The organism is Pseudomonas lactucae (assembly GCF_036688725.1).
GTDB classification, from domain to species: domain Bacteria; phylum Pseudomonadota; class Gammaproteobacteria; order Pseudomonadales; family Pseudomonadaceae; genus Aquipseudomonas; species Aquipseudomonas lactucae.
Map to the genome: position 1 here is coordinate 21021 of NZ_JAQQPT010000031.1, position 20254 is coordinate 41274.

Below are 20254 nucleotides of genomic sequence, written 5' to 3' on the forward strand. Positions count from 1 at the left end.
GGACACTGCAGCACTAGTTGCTCGTCTATCAACGACGCGGATCTGCGGACATTACCTTGCAGCGGGGCGCCGCGGGAACCATGTCGATCGCGTCGTAGGATAGGCCAGGACTGAGAAAGCCGCTGCCACGTATGCCACTGGTGACCGAGAGGGTAAGTTCATTGCGGCCGACGCGGAGCGCGGACGCTGGCAGGGTGATGGCATAGATCCTGTTGTTTCCGCGGTAGGTGCCGACCGTCAGCGTACGCGTCTTTGGCTGTGGCGTTGGCGCTTGTGGTGGCGCCTGCCATCCGTTGACGGTGACTGCCGGTCTCGCATTGGCGAAGGCTGTGGTGATGCCGATGCGAAGCGTCATGGTGCAGATCTGTGTGCGGGTCAGCGTGAAGCGGATCGGCAACGCAGAGTTGACATCGATCCACTGATAGGCGGGAAAGCCGGTCGCCGCCTTCGACTGACCGATCTCGAACGGTGGAGCCGACCACGATGCCATCCGGACATCGGAGGAATGCATGGTTGTCACTCGATCACCGTTGAGAAACTCGGACGGCGTACCGTCCCAGTCGCCGATACGCCAGACCGCCGCGTCGCGCGCGGGATCGTGGTCGATCCGGAGTGCGGGAAGAGACATGGTCGTTCCCTCGCGCACCTCGACGTTGCGCACCGCCACCTCGCGTTCGTTCTTGTAGACCGTCAAGCGATAAGTCCCGGGCAGCATGCCCTCACGTGCGAAGGCACCGGTCTGCGGCTGAGCCTCGGTCCAATACTGCGCCTTCCCGTTGGCGAAGCCTACGGTGTAGCGAAAGGCCGCATCCATGCCGTCGAGTCCGACGCCGGCGACCGCGCCCCGCGCGCCGGGAGCGACGTACCCTATCAGGCCCATGCGGCCGAACCAGGACGTATCGAGCGGATCGGGCATCCTGCCCGTCGTGAACGCCAGAGCGTAGCTGTCGAGGATGTCGGTCCGGAATGGTTCGGTCTGCGCCTCGCCATAGTTCACGATGTAGGTAAGTTCCTGGTCCGTATCCGTCCCCTGATCGAGCAGGCTGCGGTAGAACGGCCCACCCGATCCGCCCTCATTGTCGTCGCGTACCATCCACACTGCGACGCCCGGCCCCCTCGCGCCGAAGAAGTGCCAGTCCTTCAGGCGCATGTTCGAATAATGCTTAGACCGCGTCTGGCCGTCGGGGCGCGCGAAGACGTCGTGACCCTCGACGAGACGATCGGTCCCCGACAAGTTTGAAGGATCTGGTCCATCGGGCAACGCCGCGCGCCGGATCCGAGCGATGTAGCGCACCATGCCCAGTTGTGGTTCGCGCGTGAAGTAGGTCGCCATGAAGATCGTCGCTACGCCGCGCTTCGCAAGGTAGTAGTGGACGAGATCGCCAGCCTGTACCGTCACCTTGATGTAGTCGGCATCCATGCGTGCAGCCGTGACGCTTGCAGTCGTTTGCCCCGCGTACAGATCCGTAAAGCCGATATTGACCTGGCTACCCTTTGACTGATCTTGGTACTCGACGCCGTGCCAGCGCATTGACACGATGTCCCCGGCCCCCTTGCTGGATCCGCCTGCATCCGGGCACCGGATCTTGAAGACGAGGCCCGCGCCGGTGTCCACCGTGATCGATATGGCGTCTTTGCTGAGGCCGAAGGATGACGCTGCGACTTGCGAGGCAGAAGTACCGGTGTCCCGGCCGTGGGCCATCGCTGATGACGCGAGGATCGCCAGCGCCGCAACGGACGACGCGAGCAGGAGAAATGCGCTTACTGCAAGCGCCCGCGCGCCAGGGAACCGTGGCAAGGTAGTAGGCGAATCGTTCGACATGTTTTCAAACTCTTCATAAGTTACGCGACAAGCAACTCAGGTCGCATGGCGGCAGCCAGCGCTGTTGTGTTTCAGACCGATGCACATTTCGGAAATACTAGTGCAGTGTTGAATCTTGAGTGAGCCCAAATGAACGCACCTGCACTAATCCTCTATCACCAGAAGCAACGCGCTGGCCTCTAAGGACACTCTGCATAATCCGACCCACAACCTGCTTGCGATCTAAGCCATGAAGCAAACCGATTTGGGCCTGAACCTGACGACCAAGCGCACGCGCAAGCGGGAGTTTCTCGCACAGATGGAACGCGTGGTGCCTTGGGCGGCGCTCGTTGAATTGGTGGCGCCTTGCGCCCCCTAAGGCATGAAGGGCGGCCCACCCTTTGCAGTGGAGACGATGTCGCGCATCCACTTCATGCCGCAATGGTTCATCCTCAGCGACCCAGCGATGGAAGAGACCTTGCACGCCGTGCCGTTGTTGCGCGAGTTCGCCAGCCTGGACTGGGACCGGCTGCCCGACGAGAGCACTATCCTTCTATTCCGCCACCTGCTGGAGCGCCACAAGCTGGCCGATCAGATCCTCACGCTGGTCAACGACTTGCTGAGCAGCAAAGGCTTGCTGCTCAAGGCCGGCCACGGTGGTCGATGCCACGCTGATCGCTGCACCGAGTTCGACCAAGAACAAGGACGGGCAGGGCGCCCCTGAGATGCACCAGAGCAAGAAGGGCAACCAGTGGTTCTTCGGGGAAGGCCCACATCGGTGTGGATGCCGACTCGGGCCTGGTGCACACCGTGCGAGGCACGGCGGGCAACATCAACGATGTGGTCGAGGCCAAACAGCCTCTTGCATGGGCATGAGAGCGATGTGTTACCAGGGCGCAGCCAAGCGGTCTGACGCCAAGCCAGTCCGCCATGCGCCCGGGTAAGTGCAGGGCACTGGACACAAGCAACGAGATCGATGCCTTGGTCGACCAGGTCGAGAAGCTCAAGGCGAGCGTGCGTGCCAAGGTCGAACACCCGTTCAGGTTGATCAAGCGCCAGTTCGGCCATGTGAGGGTGCGCTACCGCGGGCTGAGGAAGAACACCGCGCAACTGGTCACCATGCTCGCGCTGTCGAACCTGTGGATGGCGCGCGAAAAATTGATGCCTGCGCAGGCATGAGTGCGTCTGCTGCACAGGCAAATGGGCTGCACGGGAGCGAACTGCTCAGAATGAACGCCCAGCGCCTGCTGCTACTGGCAAATCGGCGCATGTGAGGCAGCGAACGAACCATTCGTAGGCGAATGCGCGCCAAGCATCATATTAATCAGACCATCCTTAGCGTTCTTGTTTTCCGTATTTGTGCCTTTGAGGAAGTCTGCATCTGAGGATTTCGCCAGAACCTGGGAGCCACATTTGTGCCTTTCCTGACAACCACAACTCTAGGGATCTGCGTTTCTGTGCATGGCCTGATTCAAGAACTTGTGCATCCATGCTTGCGCACGAAATCGCATGTCCGGCTTGGTGGTTCCGTGCTTCGCCGGAAAAACGTGTTCGCGCATTCGTAGATACGCGGGGTTCCCCGCCGTGACCCAGTCGCTCACCACCGCCGACGAACGCGCACGGCTGCTGGCCGCGCTCGACCCGGCCGATGGCGATACCGCGTGGGGGCTGATCGACCTTGGCATCGGTATGCCCGCACTCGGGACGGTCAAGTTGTCCGACCTGGCGGGCATCGTCGGTCCGCAGCAGCGGCCCATCCAGCGTTACCTGTATTTCCGCGCCTCGCGGCCGTTGTCGGAGTACGCCCGGCTGGCGCAGCGCGATGGTTCGATCCCGGACTAACGCACCACCTGCGTCTTGCTGCGGTCCATCACGCCCAGGCCGTTAAGGCACATTGTGTCTTTTTGAGTCTGAGTCAAGACGGTTGCGGTATGGATAAGCACTCTTGCACCAAGCGGGTGCGATCTTGGCCGAAACAGACAGGATGCGTGGCGCGGCATGCGGCACGGTGTCCTATGCCGCAGCCCCATTTCAGTGCTACGTGGCCGTCGCACTCGGATCGTCCGCGTAAGGATTCGGAGTCAATCGGTATTGACATGCCTTTTTACCGCTCAAGTGTATGTTTTTTCTGATGACGCTCTGATGTCGTAGATCTCGCAGCTGGCGCCCTCCCGACGTTTGTGTTGAACAGGAGGTTGCATCATGGCTGACCGAAGCGCCGATTTCTGGTAATGCCTGCCTCGCCGTATCAGGTGATGGCCGGAACGGTGATCGCGGGTGCACTGACGACGGGCATCAAGTCGGACTTGTCGGGCGATGTGATCGCCACTGTATATGACATGGCCACAGGCAAATTCATGCTGATCCCGCAGGGGGCAAGCCTTCTGGGAAAATCAGCTATGGGCAGTGCCGGGTTCAAGTGGTATGGAACTGCATCATCTGCCGGACACATCCTCGCCGACGCACCGATCCGGCCGGCTAGTTCGGACTGGAGGACGGTGTGGACTACCACTCACCGCATCGTCTCCGGCGCGGTGCTGAAGACGCTGCTGGGCGGGGGCACAGAACTGGCTGCCCCGGAGAGCCGCCAGCACGGCAACCGCATCGTCATCGCCGAGCGCGACAACGCCTACAGGAAGCGCACCAGGTAATCGTAGCTGCCGCTGATCAAGTGGCACTCCAGCACTTCGTCGATGTTGCGGATGCTCGATGAATCGCCCCGGGTTTCGTAGACACGCCCATGCCTTAAACTGAGGCCAATCAGTAGGTGCCATGAGCAACCCACGTTATCCCGAAGAATTCAAAATCCAAGGGGTCAATCAAGTGACCATAAAGAAGCTGCCTGTCGCTAATGTGGCGGTGCGTCTTTGCGTGTCATAGAATCTATGCCTGTATAAAGCGCTACAGTAAACCTCAGGCAGAACGGCAGCAAGACGATGATCAGCACGCGGAACTGCGGCGTCTGTGAGACGAACTCAAGCGGGTCACCGAAGAGCCAGACATCTTAAAAAAGGCCGCCGCGTACTTTGCCAAGGAGTGCGGTTGAAGTACGCCTTTATCAAGCAGCGAACCGGCGACTATTCCATTCGACGGCTTTGCCTGAAGCTGAAAGTCCATCCCAGCGGTTATTACGCCTGGCTGTCTAAGCCACAATCTGTACGCGCCAAAGACGACCAGCGACTGCTGGGTTTGATCAAGCATTCCTGGCTGGAGAGCGGCGGCGTTTATGGCTATCGCAAAGTCCATGACGATCTACGCGAAGTCGGTGAGGATTGTGGTCGGCATCGTGTGGCGAGGCTGATGCGTCTTGAAGGTCTGCGCTCTGAGACAGGGTATCGACGCCGTCCTGGCAAATACGGCGGTAAGCCAGCGGTCACCTCAGCCAATTTGCTGAAGCGCCAGTTCGATGTCGTAGAACCCAACAAAGTTTGGGTCACCGACATCACCTACATTCGTACGTATGAAGGCTGGTTGTATTTGGCGGTGGTGCTGGATCTGTTTTCTCGTCAAGTCGTTGGCTGGTCAATGAAGGCGCAGATGACCAGTGATTTGGCTATTGATGCGTTGCTGATGGCGGTTTGGAGGCGTAAACCGAAGCAAGAGGTGATGGTTCATTCCGGCCAGGGCAGCTCACTACAGCAGCTCCGACTGGCGCAGCTTATTTTAAGGCGAACAATTTGGTTGCCAGCATGAGTCGCCGAGGCAACTGTATGACAACGCCGTGGCCGAGAGCTGTTTCCAGCTTCTGAAACGGGAACGGATCAAGCTGAAAATCTGTTCCACGCGCGAAGATGCTCGTAGCGATGTGTTCGATTACATCGAGATGTTCTACAACGCAAAACGCCGCCATGGTTTCAACAATCAACTGTCACCGGTAGAGATTGAAAAGCGTTACGCATTGAGCTCGCAAGGTGCCTAGAGAATCCGGGGCGATTCAGGATGACCTGTCTTACCCGACCACTGAAGGTTCTGAACCTGATAAATGTTCGAGAGCCACTCATCAACGACGACCTTGATAGATGGATAAAGGTCTGCAGTTAGCTGAAGGTACACGTTGCTATATTTGGGGGGCTTAGTGCCACTCACAGCCCCCCGTCTCAACTATGGCGAGCTCAGTTGCATACCACACTTAGCCAGGCATGCAGTCGAAATCGTCAGTCGACGCTAACTCCTTGCCGCGACCATCCATTAGAGATGCACGCAAAGTAGTGCCCAAGCTGGACTCTACCAAGGTGTAATGTTCACCCGCATTGAAATTTTTGTACTCGATTTGGCCCTGGCAGTCCTGCTGGTTGTCGTCTCCTGGCTCTTCCTTGAAGAAAGTCACATCTAGGCGATGACCACCCGGGAGCACTTCAAAGTAGCGCCCGTCGTTCACGGGTTTGCCGTCCACACGCTCAGCCAGCAAATTATTCGGCGTTTCCTCTTGCAAGCTAATCCACGCTTTGCTCGGGTCAGCTTTCGGAATCGCGCCCGCACACGCTGACAACAGCAAGGCTGCACCCAGGACTGGGATCATGAATAGTGGTTTCATGGCACACCTCCAGAATCAATGAATAGATAAAGATTCGACAGCCACATTCTTAAGGTGTAGCTCTCGTAGAACAAATGAATACACATGAAACGATTTTCAGCGTTTAGCTAAATATTCTTTAACCTGATTGAAAAGTTTGGTTAGCTCGTCCCCTAACCGCCGCAGCAGAGCAGCGACGTTACGGCGAACGGCGTCAACCGGACAGATGTGAATCACGGATCGCGCATGGAGACGTGTGTGTACGGAATCACCTAGAACATGTACTTGAGGCCTTAACCATCACAAAACTTTCTGTGCGATGGGTGCACACGCAGAAGTTTGAAAAAATGAAAATTTTGTCAGTTAGAACCTCGTTAATCGATTGTTAATTTTGCAAAGAGACAGTGGGCGCGAACCCACTCGTGGAGCATAACCATGAGACAACGACCTCGTAGTATGGCGACTCATTGATTCTGGTTGCAACATCAGCCTGACAGAAGCCGGTGCAGTATCGGTGCCGCATGCCGCTGACCATCGATAATGCACAGGGCTAGTTGCGATTTTAAACAATGCTTTGTGAGGTGTACTAACATGAGCAGATTTTTTTCCAGTTCAGCGCAGAATAGTGATTTTTTAACTTCGACTCAAGGGAAATAAACATTTTTAATTTACTCCAATTACCGTAGCGGTGATTTCGTCATGAATGATACTTCTTATAACAGGAAAACACTTTACGAAGTAGCTAAACTTGCCGGCGTAAGTCTCAGTACGGTAAGCCGCGTATTAAATGAGCGAGGCGGTGTCTCTGATGCGAGATGTCGCGCGGTAATTTTGGCTGCTAAGTCCTTAGGCATAAAGCGAACTCTTCCATCTGTCGTCCATGGTTTGCTCAGAATCGATTTGGTAATCGTGGACAGTCCTACGCACCACTTTCGTTGTTTAACGGAGGCGTTTTTACAACAGGCTGAACTGCTTCGGTCACGTCTGGTGCTTCAACGGTTAATTTGGCGCGAAACAAAGCCAGAGCAGCTTCTGGATTTTATCCAGAACCCAGAAGCACCCCGCCAAGGTCTAATAGTTGTTGCTCACGATACGGATATTGTTCGCACCGCACTCATTGAACAAATTGCGAAAGGTGTTCCAGTTATTTTACTGACTAGCGGTATTTCTAAGCTCAACGCTGCCACCTACGTTGGTGTTGATAATTTCCGGGCAGGACGTTGCGCTGGAAAACTAATGATTAAATGGCTGGGATCAACAAATGGGAAAATTTTACCAATCACTAACTCACTTGAATTTCAAGCACACCAGCAAAGATTGAAAGGGTTTCTGTCTATTGTTCAGGAAGAATCCGTTGGTTTGCACGTCGCCCGAGCCGTGGAATGTTTCGATAATGACTTACTCACTTTCAAGGCGGTTTTAGCAAACCACAAAAAGAATCAGGAGGTGGTCGGAATTTATAATACTGGCGCCGGGACCTTGGGTATAAGCAGTGCTTTAGATAAGCTTAATATCCGGCCCGTGTGGGTTGCCCATGAGCAGAGTATAGAGAATATTCAAATGCTTGACCGCGGGATTTTATCGGTTGTTATTGACCAAGACCCTGAAGTGCAAGCTCACGCTGCCATTCAGCACTTACTGTTCGCTTTAGGTGATTTAGAGAAAAAACCAGTTGTTGCCCCTAAGCTTCACATTATTTTACCTGAAATGATAGAGCGAAATTAATGACTCGAATCGGTCATTTTTTCTGTGGCATGACTATTGATAGCTATCATAGACTCCCCATACACCAGTGAAATTAGAGCTTAAACAATTTTTGATGCTTTCCGTGGAGTGGCAGGTGAAGCAGTTTGCATATATAAAAACGGAAATAGGCGGTAAAGCCCGAACAGCTAGGCAATATCATCTAGATATGATCTTGCACCAATTTCCTGACTCTAAATGCAGTGAGGGCGTAGTCATTGGTAAATATGCTTAATCAGCGTGCCAAGCCACTACTTCTTTGAGCAGGATATATAGATCTCCGAAGCCAGACATCTATCCGAATTGCTAATAAGTAGGGGCTCATGATTTCTTTCGAGAGTCTTTGATGTGGGCAACCCTACCACTTTTACAGTACCTAAGTCTTATGATTACTTTATTCACACTAAAATAAGAGTTGCTTGGTCCTCGATGTTTATACTTTTATCTACGAAAATTTTTTACTGCAATATTTGAATATGATCACTCAAATATGTCGTCAGATTGCGATTGTTTTCAAAACTACGTTGAAAACAACCCCGGCCGAGTCGGCATATAAAGTCTGTAGTTTTGCAACTTAAAAGTGAAGGCGGTTTTATGGCGAGCTTTAATTTCGGACTTTTGGTTACCAGGCTTATATCTTACGTTCTCGCGATAAGTGCTGCATCCCTAATAATATTCGTATGCCAGGAACTTATGATTGGCCCTATTTTTTCGACGAGTAAATTGTCCCCCAAAAAGCTACACACAGTAACCTCCCAGCCCCTTAAACAGTGGCTTTCGTTAGCGTCACTCACCTTACTCGCCTTTGTCTTGGGCTTAATGTCAGCAGGAGCATTTTGGTTGGCCCGGATGGAGGCAGACGATAAGGCTCCTTAGAGTTGGATCGCTGGCCGTGCTCGCTATTTTTTTGGAGACTGCCAAACGTAACTTGTCGCCAGAGTAACCCGAGTACATGGACCGAAGGTGCTCGGAGCCCAACTTCACCTAGGAAGTAGCTGATCTTACCGAGCGCTCAAGTCAGCAAACAGAGCGAACGACGGAGATAATCCAATCCCTGTATCAACATGCGAAATAACAACTACACTTAGCGAATTATCTTATTAGAAGCTAAATTTTGGGCAGTACCAAATCTCGTTTCACCAGCGACCTAACTAGCAGCCGAGCATAGATCCCTAACACAAAGTAGCAAGCGCCTTGGGTTCGTCATGTAGTGGTCAATTGATCCCGGACACTACGTTAAGTTTTTTCGGCCTGAGCCGGTGGCAGCCCACCATTAAATTGGTGCGGTCGAATCCAGTTGTACCGGTGCATCAAAAAATGGCTGATATCCCGCTGAGCTTGTTGAACCGTCGTGTAGCCCATGATCGGTATCCACTCGGTTTTCAGGCTCCTGAACACCCGTTCCATCGGCGCGTTATCCCAACAATTTCCTCGCCGGCTCATACTCTGACTCATGCGATATCGCCAAAGGCGCTGGCGAAAACTCCGACTTCCATATTGCGAGCCCTGGTCGGAGTGGAACAGCAGACCTGAGGCTTCCCTCGCTGTTCGTAAGCCATGTCTAAGGCCTTGATGACCAAGTCCGCATCCGGCTTTCCCGACAACGCCCAGCCCACAACACGGCGGGCAAAAAGATCTAGCACAACCGCCAGATACTGCCATTTCCCTTGAGCCCAGATGTAAGTGATATCGCCACACCAGACGTGGTCAGGAGCGGGCACATCAAACTCCCGGTTCAAAATATTAGGAATGTCGGGCCGCTCGACCGTCGCCTTTTTGTAAGCATGCGATCCCGGCTTTTTGCTGACCAACTCCAGTTCGCGCATCAGGCTGCGCACTTTGAATCGCCCGATCTGCTCGCCGTCGTCCTGCATCATGGCCATGATGCTACGGCTACCGGGAGCACTGCGGCCTTGGGTGAACAACTCGTTCACCCGACTGCGCAATCGAAGGCGTTCTACATCCGGTGTGCGGCGCCTCAGGCGCCGAGCGTAGTAGCACGAGCGGGTCACTTCAAACACCTTGCACAGCCAATCAACCGGCTCGTGGATGCTCAACTGGTCAATCAGCGCGAACGCTCGAGATCTTCCGACATCAAGAGCGCGGTAGCCTTTTTTAAGATCGACTTTTCCCGCTCAAGGCGAGCAATTCGGGCTTCCAGCTCTTGGATTTTCTGCTGCTCCGGGGTCAGCGCTTTGCTCTGCGGGGTGACGCCCGTGCGTTCTTGCTGCACCTGGTCGACCCATCGGCGCAAAGCCGACTCGCCGACACCAAGCGAGCGGCTGGCCTCAATGAAGCTGTAATCCTGCTTGAGAACGAGGTCGGCAGCCTCGCGTTTGAATTCAGGGGAAAAGGTACGGCGTTGCTTGGTCATCAGACACCTCTCTGTGGCGAGCATTCTCGCCTAAATGGGTGTCCGGAATCATTAGACCAGTACATCATGACGTATATTCTTGTTAGATTAAGGTGAAAAATGAAAGCGCTGCCTGATTTAGAACTCCAGTATGAAAATCTTATCGATATACTTGCCAAGCACACAGGCAATGATATTGCCCTTATTGAGGCAGTTAATAAGGACTTGCGCGTATTGTTTTTTGCACAGCGAAATCTTTACGCTGTAATAGAGAGTTTGGAACAAGCTTCCGCGAGCAATCGCCAATCCAAAGTTAAGTTTCAGATTATTAAAATACGACTATAAAAATTAAAGTTCCGCCACTTTAAGAATTTTTATTCCGGCTGGTCGATGTCTTAAGAATCCGCTAAACGAGCTCGTTTTACTTTTACGACACTGATGGTTTTTATTAGCAACACCACTGCCATGCCTAAATGGGTTGCCCCCAAGGAACAGCATTGATGAGTATTCGAAAAGACCTGACATCGGTGGTCATCTATGCCATGCATGCGGACGCCTTTTTGGTGTCAACCCTCGTGCTGCCAACCCAGCTGGCCGTTCGTCGACACGTCGTTGAAGTCGACAGTCAGCCTCGGCATCCTTCGCATCATTGAGCAGGTCGAAAAAATGCTCCAAGCCCTGTTCCTCTGCAAGCAGCCCTGCTTCGTTACGCTCACCAAACCGGTTGATATATTCGACCCCGGCTCAGAATTCATCGTCAGTTATCTCCTGTCTTCGATGTTGCAGGATACGCAGCACGATGTATTTGTTGCGACGGTTGCCTGAAGCGTATGCGGACAGTAATGGCAATTACACCCGTCGCTTTATAGTGAGTTCAGATCGCCAGGCTAAGGTACTTGTGTCAAATACAGTCATGTTACTTCAGCCCAGCCGAGCAGTATGTGGGCCTGCGCAAGATCTGCCTGCATATCGTGATCCCATAACCAATCAAAGCGTCTGGCCAGGCTGGTCGACAGATGAGGCTCGCTGTCTTCAACATGCGGATCTCGAAACTCATAGAGTTCACAAGCCTCCCGAGACGTGCGCTGTACACGGCAAGCGCGAGGACGACGGATCGCGTCATAAACCTGCAGAACCTCCTGGGGGTTGCTTTGCAACACCCGCTTGTCTCCCAATACTCGCGCGAGTAGCCACGCATCTTCAAGCCCTTGACCAGCCCCAGCGCCCTGATGAGGCAGCATGGCATGAGCAGCATCACCGATCAGCCCGACACGCCCGTGTGTATAGCCTGCTAGCTGGTCCAGCTCATGAAGCGCCCACAGAGTTGGCGCAGGAATGCACTTAAGCAATACACGTACCGCATCTCCCCAATGTGCGAAGGCGTCCAGCATTTGCGCCTGGCTGGTGGTTTTGACCCAGGGCGTGTCTTGCGGCCAGACAGGATTGGGGACTGAACGATCGGAGACGAAGGCCACCACGTTAATCAACCGGCCTTTTTTGACAGGGAACGTGAGGATATGGGCGTCTAGCCCCAGATACATTTGTGGGATATCGATCAGGTGCTGATCGACGCAGGCTGCACGATACGCGGCGCGCAGTTGCTCACTGTCGATCATGCCGCGATAGGCGCAGGTGCCACTGAATCGAGGTGCAACCATAGGCTCCCCAAGCCCTTTGAGGACATAGTCACGCAACGACGATTTGATACCGTCTGCCGCAATCAGTAGATCACATTCATGGTTGGTACCGTCGGTGAACTGAACGGTGACTCTGTCCTGCACCTGCTTAACGCTCTCGGCGCGCTTGTTAAAACAAGCAATCTCTTTCGGTATGTGCTGAGCCAATGCATCGAGGAAATCGGCCCGGTGCACAGACGACTGTCCCACGCCATAAGCGATGCTAACGCCGAGATAACCGGCATCAATACCCCGACGCCATTCAAACCAAATGTCCTCCCAGGGCTGCGGGTTACGATCAGCGATGCGCCTGTAGCTACCGCCGATCCCCAAGCCTTCTATGGCACGCACGGCGTTTGCACCGAATGACACAACGGCACCCACCTCACCGAAGGCTGGTGCGGCTTCAAATAACTTCACCTCCAGGTGCGGATGACGGCAGAGTTCGAGAGCCAAGGCCACTCCAGCGATACCGCCGCCGACGATGCCCACTTGCAAGACAGAATTAAGGCCAGTCATGGGAAAAACCTAAGTTTTTTTGTGGTAGCCCTATCCTGACTATTCACAAAAAATTGATAAATTCCCTGCCAGACATACAAGCTATCACCAAGCTGAATAGACTCAGGTTTTCGTCAGCCTCTCACACCTAAGAGCCAAGGTGACTCTGCGCGAACTTGATCTGAACCTATTGGTGACCTTCCACCAATTGCTGGTAGACCGAAGCGTCTCGGTGGCGGCCGACAGTCTTGGCTTTACGCAACCGACGCTGAGCAACGCGCTAAAGCGTTTGCGGACCACGTTCAACGACGAATTGTTCGTACGGACCTCCAAGGGCATGCAGCCCACTCCATTTGTCGCCCAACTTGCCGAGCCGGTCTCCCAGGCAATCGGTCTGCTCCACGGAGCAATCAACCGTCATGATGAGTTCGATCCCGCGACGAGCCAAAAACGATTTGTCCTAGCGATGACAGACATAGGTGAAATTTATTTCGTGCCGCGCTTGATCGACGCACTACCCAAGCAAGCGCCTGGCATATCGGTGAAGACGCTACGTAGCAATACCGAGCTCTCCGAGAACATGGCCAGTTGCGAGGTGTATCTGGCGGTCGAGTTGCTGCCTCACCTGCAAGCCGGATTTTATCAGCGCCAGCTGTTCCACCACCGTTACGCATGTTTATGCAGGAAAAACCACCCGCTCACGGAGCAACCGATAACCCGCGAGGTTTTCTGCCAAATACGGACCTGTGCTGATCGTCGCCGACAGCACAGGTCATGGAGAAATAGATACGCATATGCAGCGTGCAGGCCTGCGGCTTGAGATTCGCTTGGTGCTGCTGTCGGGCATATCCTGCAGAACACTAACTTGATCGCCACCGTTCCGGAGCGCTTTGCCCGCAGTTGCTCGGAGCCCTTTGGCTTGAAATACCTTCCGGTGCCACTACCGTTGCCCGAGATCGCCATCAACTTATTCTGGCATGTCAAATACAACCGCGACCCGGCCAACAAATGGTTCCGACAACTGATGTTCGATTTGTTCAGCGATTAAGGCGCGCTGGTCGGTTATTGCTTATGTGCAGATAGCTTGACCAAGTCGCCCAGCACATAGCGCACCTTTGAGCTGGCTGTGCCTCGATATCGACGCATGGGGTTTCATAGCGATCTACATCTCGATCCGGGTGCCGAACTCAATCACACGGTTAACCGGCAAATTGAAGTACCTCAGGCTTCCGTTTGCATTCTATTGTCGCAAGGCAACTGGAAAGCCCTGCCGGCTCGTTGCGCAAAATATGGAATTGATAGATGGCTGGCAAGATGTGGGTTCCCCATCTGGGAAATGACGAGATGTTTAGCACAGCGACTATATCTCAGCCTATGTCTTGACTGTAGGGGCTGGATAGATGACTTGGTCGGGCGATTACAGCGCGTCAGCGCTACGCAGCGTTAAAGCTGTAATCCAGACCTTGGCCGTAGCCGAGCGTTCGGGCACAAGTTCGCGTTGGGCCAGCAATGAATGGACGGGCAACTTGCTATGGCGCTGGTCGCTGCTTACTTACGGCGCATGAGCAGGACAAAGAAAAAACCACCAAGCAGCGCTGTAGGAATGCCGATGGGCAGGTCCTGCGGAGCGATCAAGGTTCGTGCGATGACGTCGACCCACACCATCAGCAAGGCACCGACCAAGGCGGCTACGGGTAATAGACGGCGGTGTTCAGCCCCGACTAGTCGGCGCGCAATATGCGGCACCATTAGCCCCACAAAGCCGATTGAACCACTGATCGCTACCAAGACCCCCGTCATCAAAGAGGCAATTAAAAACACTAATAGCCTTACATTGGCCACTTGTAAGCCTAGGCTGATGGCCGTCTGGTCGCCCGCCATCAGCGCATTCAAAGAGCGCCCAAGCCCCTGTAGGGCTATCCAACCGAGCAACACCGTCACCAAGGGCACTGGCAGCATTTCCCATCGTGCCAGGCCAAGGCCTCCCAGCATCCAAAACAAGACCGAGGTGCTGGCTCGCTGATCGCCTAAAAACAACATCAGATTTGCGAGTGCCATCATCACGAAGGACACGGCGACACCGCCTAGCAACAGTCGCTCGCCGTCTAGGCGACCTTGGCGACTGGCAATCCACAATACCATGCACAGGCTAGTCAGAGATCCGGCGAACGCTGCCAAAGGTAGAGTCAGCATGCCCAGCGCCTCTCCTAAATGCAGTACGACAATCACGGCGCCAAGCGTTGCACCCGATGTCGCACCTAACAAATGCGGATCAGCCAACGGATTTCGCGTTACCGCTTGTAGAGCACTGCCTATCAAGGCCAATCCGGCTCCAACCAGCGCCCCCAGTAAAACCCTGGGTAAGCGAATAAGCCAGACGATGACTTCCTGGCTGGTTGCCCAGGAGTGCGGCACTTTTACCCACCCGAATAACTTGAAAACAAGTATTTCGGCAACGTTGGACAACGGTACCGAAGCGGAGCCGAAAGTTACGCTTATAAGGCAGGACAGAAGCAACAACACCAACATACCAATCAGCAGAGCACCATAGCGCCCAGGGCGTTCAGTGAACCATTGCGCAGCAGTCATCGCCGGGGGCCGTGAAAAGCAGTCGCCATGATTTCAATCGCTTTGACATTCTGAATGCCGGGTGTCACCGCTACATAGGGTAATACCACGAAGCGCCTATTGCGCACCGCGTCGATGGACTGCAAGGCGGGATTGTTCTCGATAAATTTCTGTTTCTGCGCCGCGATCACCTCACCATAGTCGACAATAACGATAACCTGCGGATTGGCGGCGACCACCGACTCCCAGTTAACATGGGTCCAACTGGCCTCAACATCCCCCATTACATTGCGTCCACCTGCTGCGCTGATCAGTGCTTGGGGCATTGCCAGGCGACCCGCTGTCATCGGACGATCTTCACCGCTGTCATAAAGGAACACTTTCACCGCAGGCGCGTCGGCTATTTTCTCCTCAGACGCTGCGACCCGGTTCTGCATATCCTGAACCAAAGCGTCTGCCTGGCCCTGCACGTCAAAGATTTTCCCCAGGTTGTAAAGGTCGTTGTATAGATCGTTCAACGTCGCTTGCGCCCTGGGCATGATTTGCGCGCAGGACTCTGTCAGTTCATAGGTCTGAATGCCCAGCGGCGCAAGACTCTCCGGAGTGACATCACCGCCCAAGCGCATGCCATAGTTCCAGCCAGCAAAGTAGAAGTCAGCATTCGCACCGAGCAGGGTTTCAAGCGACGGGTACTTCGTAGCGATTTCGGGGAGTTTACCCAACAGGTTCAGCAGTTCCGGCGTTGGTTTATTCCAACCGCTGACACCACTGTAGCCAACCATGTGGCTCTGCAAACCCAAGGCAACCATCATCTCAGTCAGATTGACATCGTTGCTAACCGCACGCTGAGGTGGAGCTTGGAACGTAACAACACGGTTGCAGCTTTTTATCGCGACGGGATATACCGTAGCGTCTGCGTACGCCATTTGGCAGCCGATTATCGCCAGAAGAACTGACCATACGAACAGGCTTTTCATGTTAGGGGATCCAGGTGATACGAGGGTGGTGGTGAACAGGGTGGGCGTCGACCAAGGCGCGCGCACCGAATACCTGGCCGAGCAGTTGTGGGGTTAGTACTTCCCATGGAGTGCCTTGGGCAATCAGCCTTCCATGATTAATAACGCACAGTCGATCGCAGAATGCCGCTGCGAGATTCAGGTCATGAATACTTGCTAAGGTCGCCACACCAAGCCGCTTAACCATCCCTAGTAGCTCGAGCTGATGACGCGGATCCAGGTGATTGGTCGGCTCGTCGAGCACCATTAATCGGGGCTGTTGTACGAGCGCCCGTGCAAGTAGGCAGCGTTGCTTTTCACCCCCTGAGAGCGTTTCAAAGCGATGTTGCTCGTAACCTTTCAGGCCTACTGCAGTGACCGCATCGGCCACCAGAGCTCGATCATTGGCATTGTCGGTGGAAAAGAACCGTTGATGAGGTGCTCTGCCCATAGCAATCACGTCAAACAACGTCAAACCGAATGCGTCAGGAAATTCTTGAGCCAGTACCGCCACACGTCGCGCACACCAGCGAGGGCTGCGCGACCACATGTCATGATCGCCTATCGCGACGCCCCCCTGACGGGGACGACTGTAACGGAACGCGCAGCGCAACAAGCTGGTCTTGCCACTGCCGTTGGGCCCGATCAAACCTACAAACTCGCCGGGCTTTACCTGCAGTGTGATGTCTTTGAGGGCAAAATGTTCGTGCGCGCACGAGGGCCCTACCTCAGGGGACCATGACAGACTTTCTAGAGCCAGCATTAGAAACTGACGTCCGCAGTTACGAGTAATGAGCGCGGTTCGCCAAGGATCCACTGCTGTCCTTCATTGTATTGGGTGGCTGCATATTGGCGGTCGAACAGATTGCGTACTTGCAGTCCTAGCGTCGTGTTACTGAGCGCTTCCCATGACACGCTGGCATCGATCACTGTGTACGCGGGCAGTACGTTGCTGTTGGCAATATTCGCATAACGCCTATCAACATAGCGAAGTCCTGCACCCGCTTGCACATTTTGGCTGATCTGTTTGTTTAGCCATACATTGGCGGTACGCCGCGGCACATCAACCGGATGATTACCGTCGTGCGACACTGCGGCGCCGTTGACGCTTTGATCGAATTGATCGTATCTGGCCCGTACCACCGCTGCGTTGGCCATGAGACTCCAGTGATGTGGCAGTTGCATCTGCAGGCTTGCTTCCAATCCCTTCGAGGATTGCTGCCCGACCTGCTGGGTCAGGTCGGGATTGGTGTCATCGGCAGTAAGAAGCTTCTTCTTGACGATGTGATAGGCCGCCAACGTCCACTCGACACGCTGATTCCAGAGTGCTTGCTTGAAACCGATTTCCGACTGGCGCGCCGAAGCCAAGTCAAACTGCTGCTGACTGGGGCTAAGGGATACCAAGCTACTGACACCATCGGTGCTGGTGGAATATTGGCCGTAGACAGAACTGTCAGGGGTCAGTGCATAGACCAGCCCTACCTTCCAATTATTGCCGATCAAGTTTTTACTGGCGCGGCTGCCGTCGCGCAGGGCGTCGCGGTCGATATCAACGTAGTCGCGGCGTACACCCGTGACCAAAGCCAATTTTTCTGTCAAATGGGTACGGTTTTCGCCAAATACTGAGGTTTGACGAGTAGTACTTTTGAAGAGAGGCAAGTAATCCGAAGCGCTTTGGAATCCTGCGTACTGGGGATGGTAAAGATCAACGGGATCGCCCTTAGCGTTTACATCGTCATAAGGCGAATTGTTGGTCAACTTGAAGCGAATACGGTTGACGTCAGTGCCCACCACGCTTTGGCTGTCCAGCCCGAACACACTGTGCTTGAAGAAGAAGGTCTGTCGATCTCCTATCTGCTCCTGGGTGTGCTTGATGCCATAGTAACCGCTTCGAGTGAGCTGCTGCGCGCTGGCATCCCAATTGAAATTTTCCGAGTTCTGCCAGCGGCGACGAGACTTGAGGTAATACAGTTCGTTGCTCGCAGTCACGTTATCGGATAATCGCCATTCAATGTTTAGGCGCGTCCATTGATCATCGTACTGTTGCTTATTGTTGTTGATGTTGTAGTTCTTTTCCCGCAAACCTTCGTGATATCGGCCGTTGATGAGGGGTATCCCGAAATAATTCATGGGCCGTTGATTACCGCTGTCGTGGGACAGAGTAAACGCAAGGTTCTCGTCTGCTTGCCAACGCAGCGCACCACTAAAATAGGTGCTGTCTGACTCGCCCCGGTCGATCCAGCCGTTGCTGCGCAACTGGTTGACGTTCAAGCGGTAACTCAGCTGGTCGGTCAACGACCCGCCACTGTCGAGAGCCGTCTGTTGGGAATCAAAAGATCCGTAGCCTAGGCGAAGGTGGTTTTCAATCTCGCCTTCGAAAGGCTTTTTAGGAATAACATTGATAACTGCCCCTGTGGCTCCCTCCCCATAAAGTACCGAAGCCGGCCCTCGCAGCACATCGATGCGCTCAATCGACCATGTATCGACAGGCATGGTGATGGTGCCCATAGCACTGTACATCCGCGTCCCGTCATAGAGCTGCATCACTGAGCCTTGCCCGGTAAACCCCCGCGCCGATAGTGCCGTTCCCCCATTTCCTGGGGTTCCGACTGTCGTGACACCAGTACTGCGCGCAACGGCCTGCTGGACGGTTTGGTCGCCGCGATGACGCACCTCGCGCCCAGTCAACGAACTAACGCTGCCTGGGGTCTCGAGGGCATTCAGCTGGAGACGAGAACCAGCATTTGTTAACGTTTTGAGACTGTCAGGCTTGCGCTCTGCAGTTACTGCGCTAATTGTCAAAGGACTGAGTTCCAAAGGATCGTCGGCGTGAGCCATGACTGACCCCAGTACGCAGGTGCCCGAAAGTAAGCATCGATAGGTCACTGGAAGAATATTCATCATTGGGAATCGCTGTCATCGACCAAAAATCAAATTAAACGTTATGTTATAACGTTTATTTGTGGCGCGCTACTCGCTCAGTTTTATTCTCAGGACGAGGCCATTCGCGTATGGACCACGCAGCACATTGCTTGCACCGGTTCATCGAATCGCTTGCGTTGAACCAGGGTATCGAGCAATACAGCGGCCTGTTCCCGCAGTAGCTTGCGACGCAACAGGCTGCCCTGCTGACCATCAGCGAAGGGCAGAATGACTAAGCCCGTCAGGTGATCGCCACGATCAAACGCGCTGGCCTGCGGGTCAGCTTGGATCTTCGCAACGAGACGATCGGCTATAAGATCCGCGAAGCCTCCCTGAAGAAAGTGCCCTTTCTTTTGGTGATCGACGAGCAGGAAAAGGCCGAGGGGTGCGTCACTCTGCGTATCCGCGCCTGCGATAATATCGGCAGCCCGGTGCTGAATGAATTGGTCGCGCGCCTGAGTACCGAAATGCGTATGCCCGGCAGGAGCGGTCATGCTGATCCGCAAGCTGCTTAAATTCGAGAGCGCGCATATCGTGCCTGGATGCAGCGGCCAACGCTGTTCGGCCACTTACGAGGTCGAAGTATTGCTGGGGGGGGGGGCGGTGCTTTGGATCACGGCCAGATGGCTTACGACTTCGGCTTGCTCAGGGCTACGGCGGACGACTTTTATCGACGCCTTCGATCATGCCTTGACGCTCTGAGATAGCAATGACCCGGACTATATCGCGCAGTGCTTTCGCCAAGACGTCCATAACCCGCGCATGGGCACGTTCGAACTGAGCCAGATCGGGTTCTTCGCGCAGGTCAAAATCGAATGGGCCATCCCCCGCTGATATTCGTCAAGATGCTCACTGGCGAACCCTATAGCAAGCGTCCGCTTGTCTGATATTAACTTCTAACGGTCACAGGACCATGGTCATCGCGGTGGTCATCGTGCGGATGGTGCAGATGGCCATCTATCAGGTAGTCAACATGATCACCATGGGGCACCGGCTCATGGCCGCAGCCTGGACCGTGGATATGACCGGCGGCGTGGCCGGCGCCCTGATGGCTTGGCGTGCAGCGCTCGGGGTTGTGAGCGTCACCACCAGGCTGTGCTCGTCGACATGATCACCGTGCATATGGTGCAAGTGGCCGTCGTGTATGGCCATCGTGCTAGATCGCCATGTGACCACAGCCCGCCT

Annotated in this window: 13 protein-coding genes and 6 pseudogenes; 9 read left to right on the plus strand and 10 right to left on the minus strand. The window is 54.4% G+C overall.

Annotated elements, in window-relative coordinates; translation table 11 throughout:
- Window positions 1-28 precede the first annotated feature (28 nt).
- Window positions 29-1822 carry a rhamnogalacturonan lyase B N-terminal domain-containing protein gene (locus V6M90_RS27645; RefSeq protein ID WP_332847454.1) on the minus strand — a complete coding sequence of 598 codons (1794 nt, stop codon included), beginning with the start codon at window positions 1820-1822 and terminating at the stop codon, window positions 29-31.
- Between the two features lie 229 nt (window positions 1823-2051).
- On the opposite strand from V6M90_RS27645, the pseudogene V6M90_RS27650 reads away from it, so the two are divergent.
- The 3 genes and pseudogenes from V6M90_RS27650 to V6M90_RS27660 all read left to right on the plus strand — a co-directional run.
- A pseudogene (locus V6M90_RS27650) lies at window positions 2052-2980 on the plus strand (IS5 family transposase).
- 405 nt (window positions 2981-3385) lie between these two features.
- Window positions 3386-3643: a DUF2958 domain-containing protein gene (locus tag V6M90_RS27655; RefSeq protein ID WP_332847455.1), complete on the plus strand. Its 258-nt coding sequence runs from the start codon at window positions 3386-3388 to the stop codon at window positions 3641-3643.
- Between the two features lie 383 nt (window positions 3644-4026).
- A pseudogene (locus tag V6M90_RS27660) lies at window positions 4027-4431 on the plus strand (TrbI/VirB10 family protein); the annotation flags it as partial.
- 2 nt (window positions 4432-4433) lie between these two features.
- Here V6M90_RS27660 and V6M90_RS27665 read toward each other — a convergent pair.
- A pseudogene (locus V6M90_RS27665) lies at window positions 4434-4511 on the minus strand (Lrp/AsnC ligand binding domain-containing protein); the annotation flags it as partial.
- Between the two features lie 62 nt (window positions 4512-4573).
- On the opposite strand from V6M90_RS27665, the pseudogene V6M90_RS27670 reads away from it, so the two are divergent.
- A pseudogene (locus V6M90_RS27670) lies at window positions 4574-5720 on the plus strand (IS3 family transposase).
- Between the two features lie 210 nt (window positions 5721-5930).
- Here V6M90_RS27670 and V6M90_RS27675 read toward each other — a convergent pair.
- Window positions 5931-6335 carry a PA0061/PA0062 family lipoprotein gene (locus V6M90_RS27675; RefSeq protein WP_065939453.1) on the minus strand — a complete coding sequence of 135 codons (405 nt, stop codon included), beginning with the start codon at window positions 6333-6335 and terminating at the stop codon, window positions 5931-5933.
- Window positions 6336-7013: 678 nt separating this feature from the next.
- On the opposite strand from V6M90_RS27675, the gene V6M90_RS27680 reads away from it, so the two are divergent.
- Complete coding sequence (locus tag V6M90_RS27680; RefSeq protein WP_332847456.1) at window positions 7014-8039, plus strand: LacI family DNA-binding transcriptional regulator; 1026 nt, start codon at window positions 7014-7016, stop codon at window positions 8037-8039.
- A 1232-nt stretch (window positions 8040-9271) separates the two neighbouring features.
- Here the strand turns inward: V6M90_RS27680 and V6M90_RS27685 are convergent.
- Window positions 9272-10431 (minus strand): annotated as a pseudogene (locus tag V6M90_RS27685) (IS3 family transposase).
- A gap of 99 nt (window positions 10432-10530) precedes the next feature.
- Here V6M90_RS27685 and V6M90_RS27690 point away from each other — a divergent pair.
- Window positions 10531-10755 (plus strand): hypothetical protein, encoded by a 225-nt coding sequence (locus V6M90_RS27690; protein ID WP_141696531.1) that lies wholly within the window; start codon window positions 10531-10533, stop codon window positions 10753-10755.
- Between the two features lie 186 nt (window positions 10756-10941).
- On the opposite strand, the gene V6M90_RS30300 is transcribed toward V6M90_RS27690, so the two are convergent.
- Both V6M90_RS30300 and salA read right to left on the minus strand, forming a co-directional pair.
- Window positions 10942-11139: a hypothetical protein gene (locus V6M90_RS30300; RefSeq protein WP_408637342.1), complete on the minus strand. Its 198-nt coding sequence runs from the start codon at window positions 11137-11139 to the stop codon at window positions 10942-10944.
- A 182-nt stretch (window positions 11140-11321) separates the two neighbouring features.
- Window positions 11322-12605 (minus strand): salicylate 1-monooxygenase, encoded by a 1284-nt coding sequence (gene salA / locus V6M90_RS27700; RefSeq protein ID WP_065939458.1) that lies wholly within the window; start codon window positions 12603-12605, stop codon window positions 11322-11324.
- Window positions 12606-12744: 139 nt separating this feature from the next.
- Here salA and V6M90_RS27705 point away from each other — a divergent pair.
- Window positions 12745-13632 (plus strand): annotated as a pseudogene (locus tag V6M90_RS27705) (LysR family transcriptional regulator).
- 500 nt (window positions 13633-14132) lie between these two features.
- On the opposite strand, the gene V6M90_RS27710 reads toward V6M90_RS27705, so the two are convergent.
- Genes V6M90_RS27710 through V6M90_RS27725 form a run of 4 tightly spaced genes read right to left on the minus strand, consistent with a single transcriptional unit; the run spans window position 14133 to window position 18985 of the window.
- Entirely contained in the window at window positions 14133-15173 is a 1041-nt protein-coding gene (locus V6M90_RS27710) for a FecCD family ABC transporter permease (RefSeq protein WP_332847457.1), read from the minus strand.
- Entirely contained in the window at window positions 15170-16078 is a 909-nt protein-coding gene (locus V6M90_RS27715; RefSeq protein WP_408637343.1) for an ABC transporter substrate-binding protein, read from the minus strand. The genes V6M90_RS27710 and V6M90_RS27715 overlap by 4 nt, the downstream gene beginning before the upstream one ends.
- 52 nt (window positions 16079-16130) lie before the next feature.
- Entirely contained in the window at window positions 16131-16910 is a 780-nt protein-coding gene (locus V6M90_RS27720) for an ABC transporter ATP-binding protein (protein WP_065939461.1), read from the minus strand.
- Window positions 16910-18985 carry a TonB-dependent receptor gene (locus tag V6M90_RS27725; RefSeq protein WP_408637340.1) on the minus strand — a complete coding sequence of 692 codons (2076 nt, stop codon included), beginning with the start codon at window positions 18983-18985 and terminating at the stop codon, window positions 16910-16912. Before V6M90_RS27725 ends, V6M90_RS27720 begins: the two co-directional genes overlap by 1 nt.
- Before the next feature lie 329 nt (window positions 18986-19314).
- On the opposite strand from V6M90_RS27725, the gene V6M90_RS30305 reads away from it, so the two are divergent.
- Together V6M90_RS30305 and V6M90_RS27735 are read left to right on the plus strand one after the other, a co-directional pair.
- Entirely contained in the window at window positions 19315-19584 is a 270-nt protein-coding gene (locus V6M90_RS30305) for a His/Gly/Thr/Pro-type tRNA ligase C-terminal domain-containing protein (protein WP_083236387.1), read from the plus strand.
- A gap of 398 nt (window positions 19585-19982) precedes the next feature.
- On the plus strand, window positions 19983-20180 hold the full coding sequence (locus V6M90_RS27735; protein ID WP_332847460.1) for a hypothetical protein: 198 nt from the start codon (window positions 19983-19985) through the stop codon (window positions 20178-20180).
- Window positions 20181-20254 lie beyond the last annotated feature (74 nt).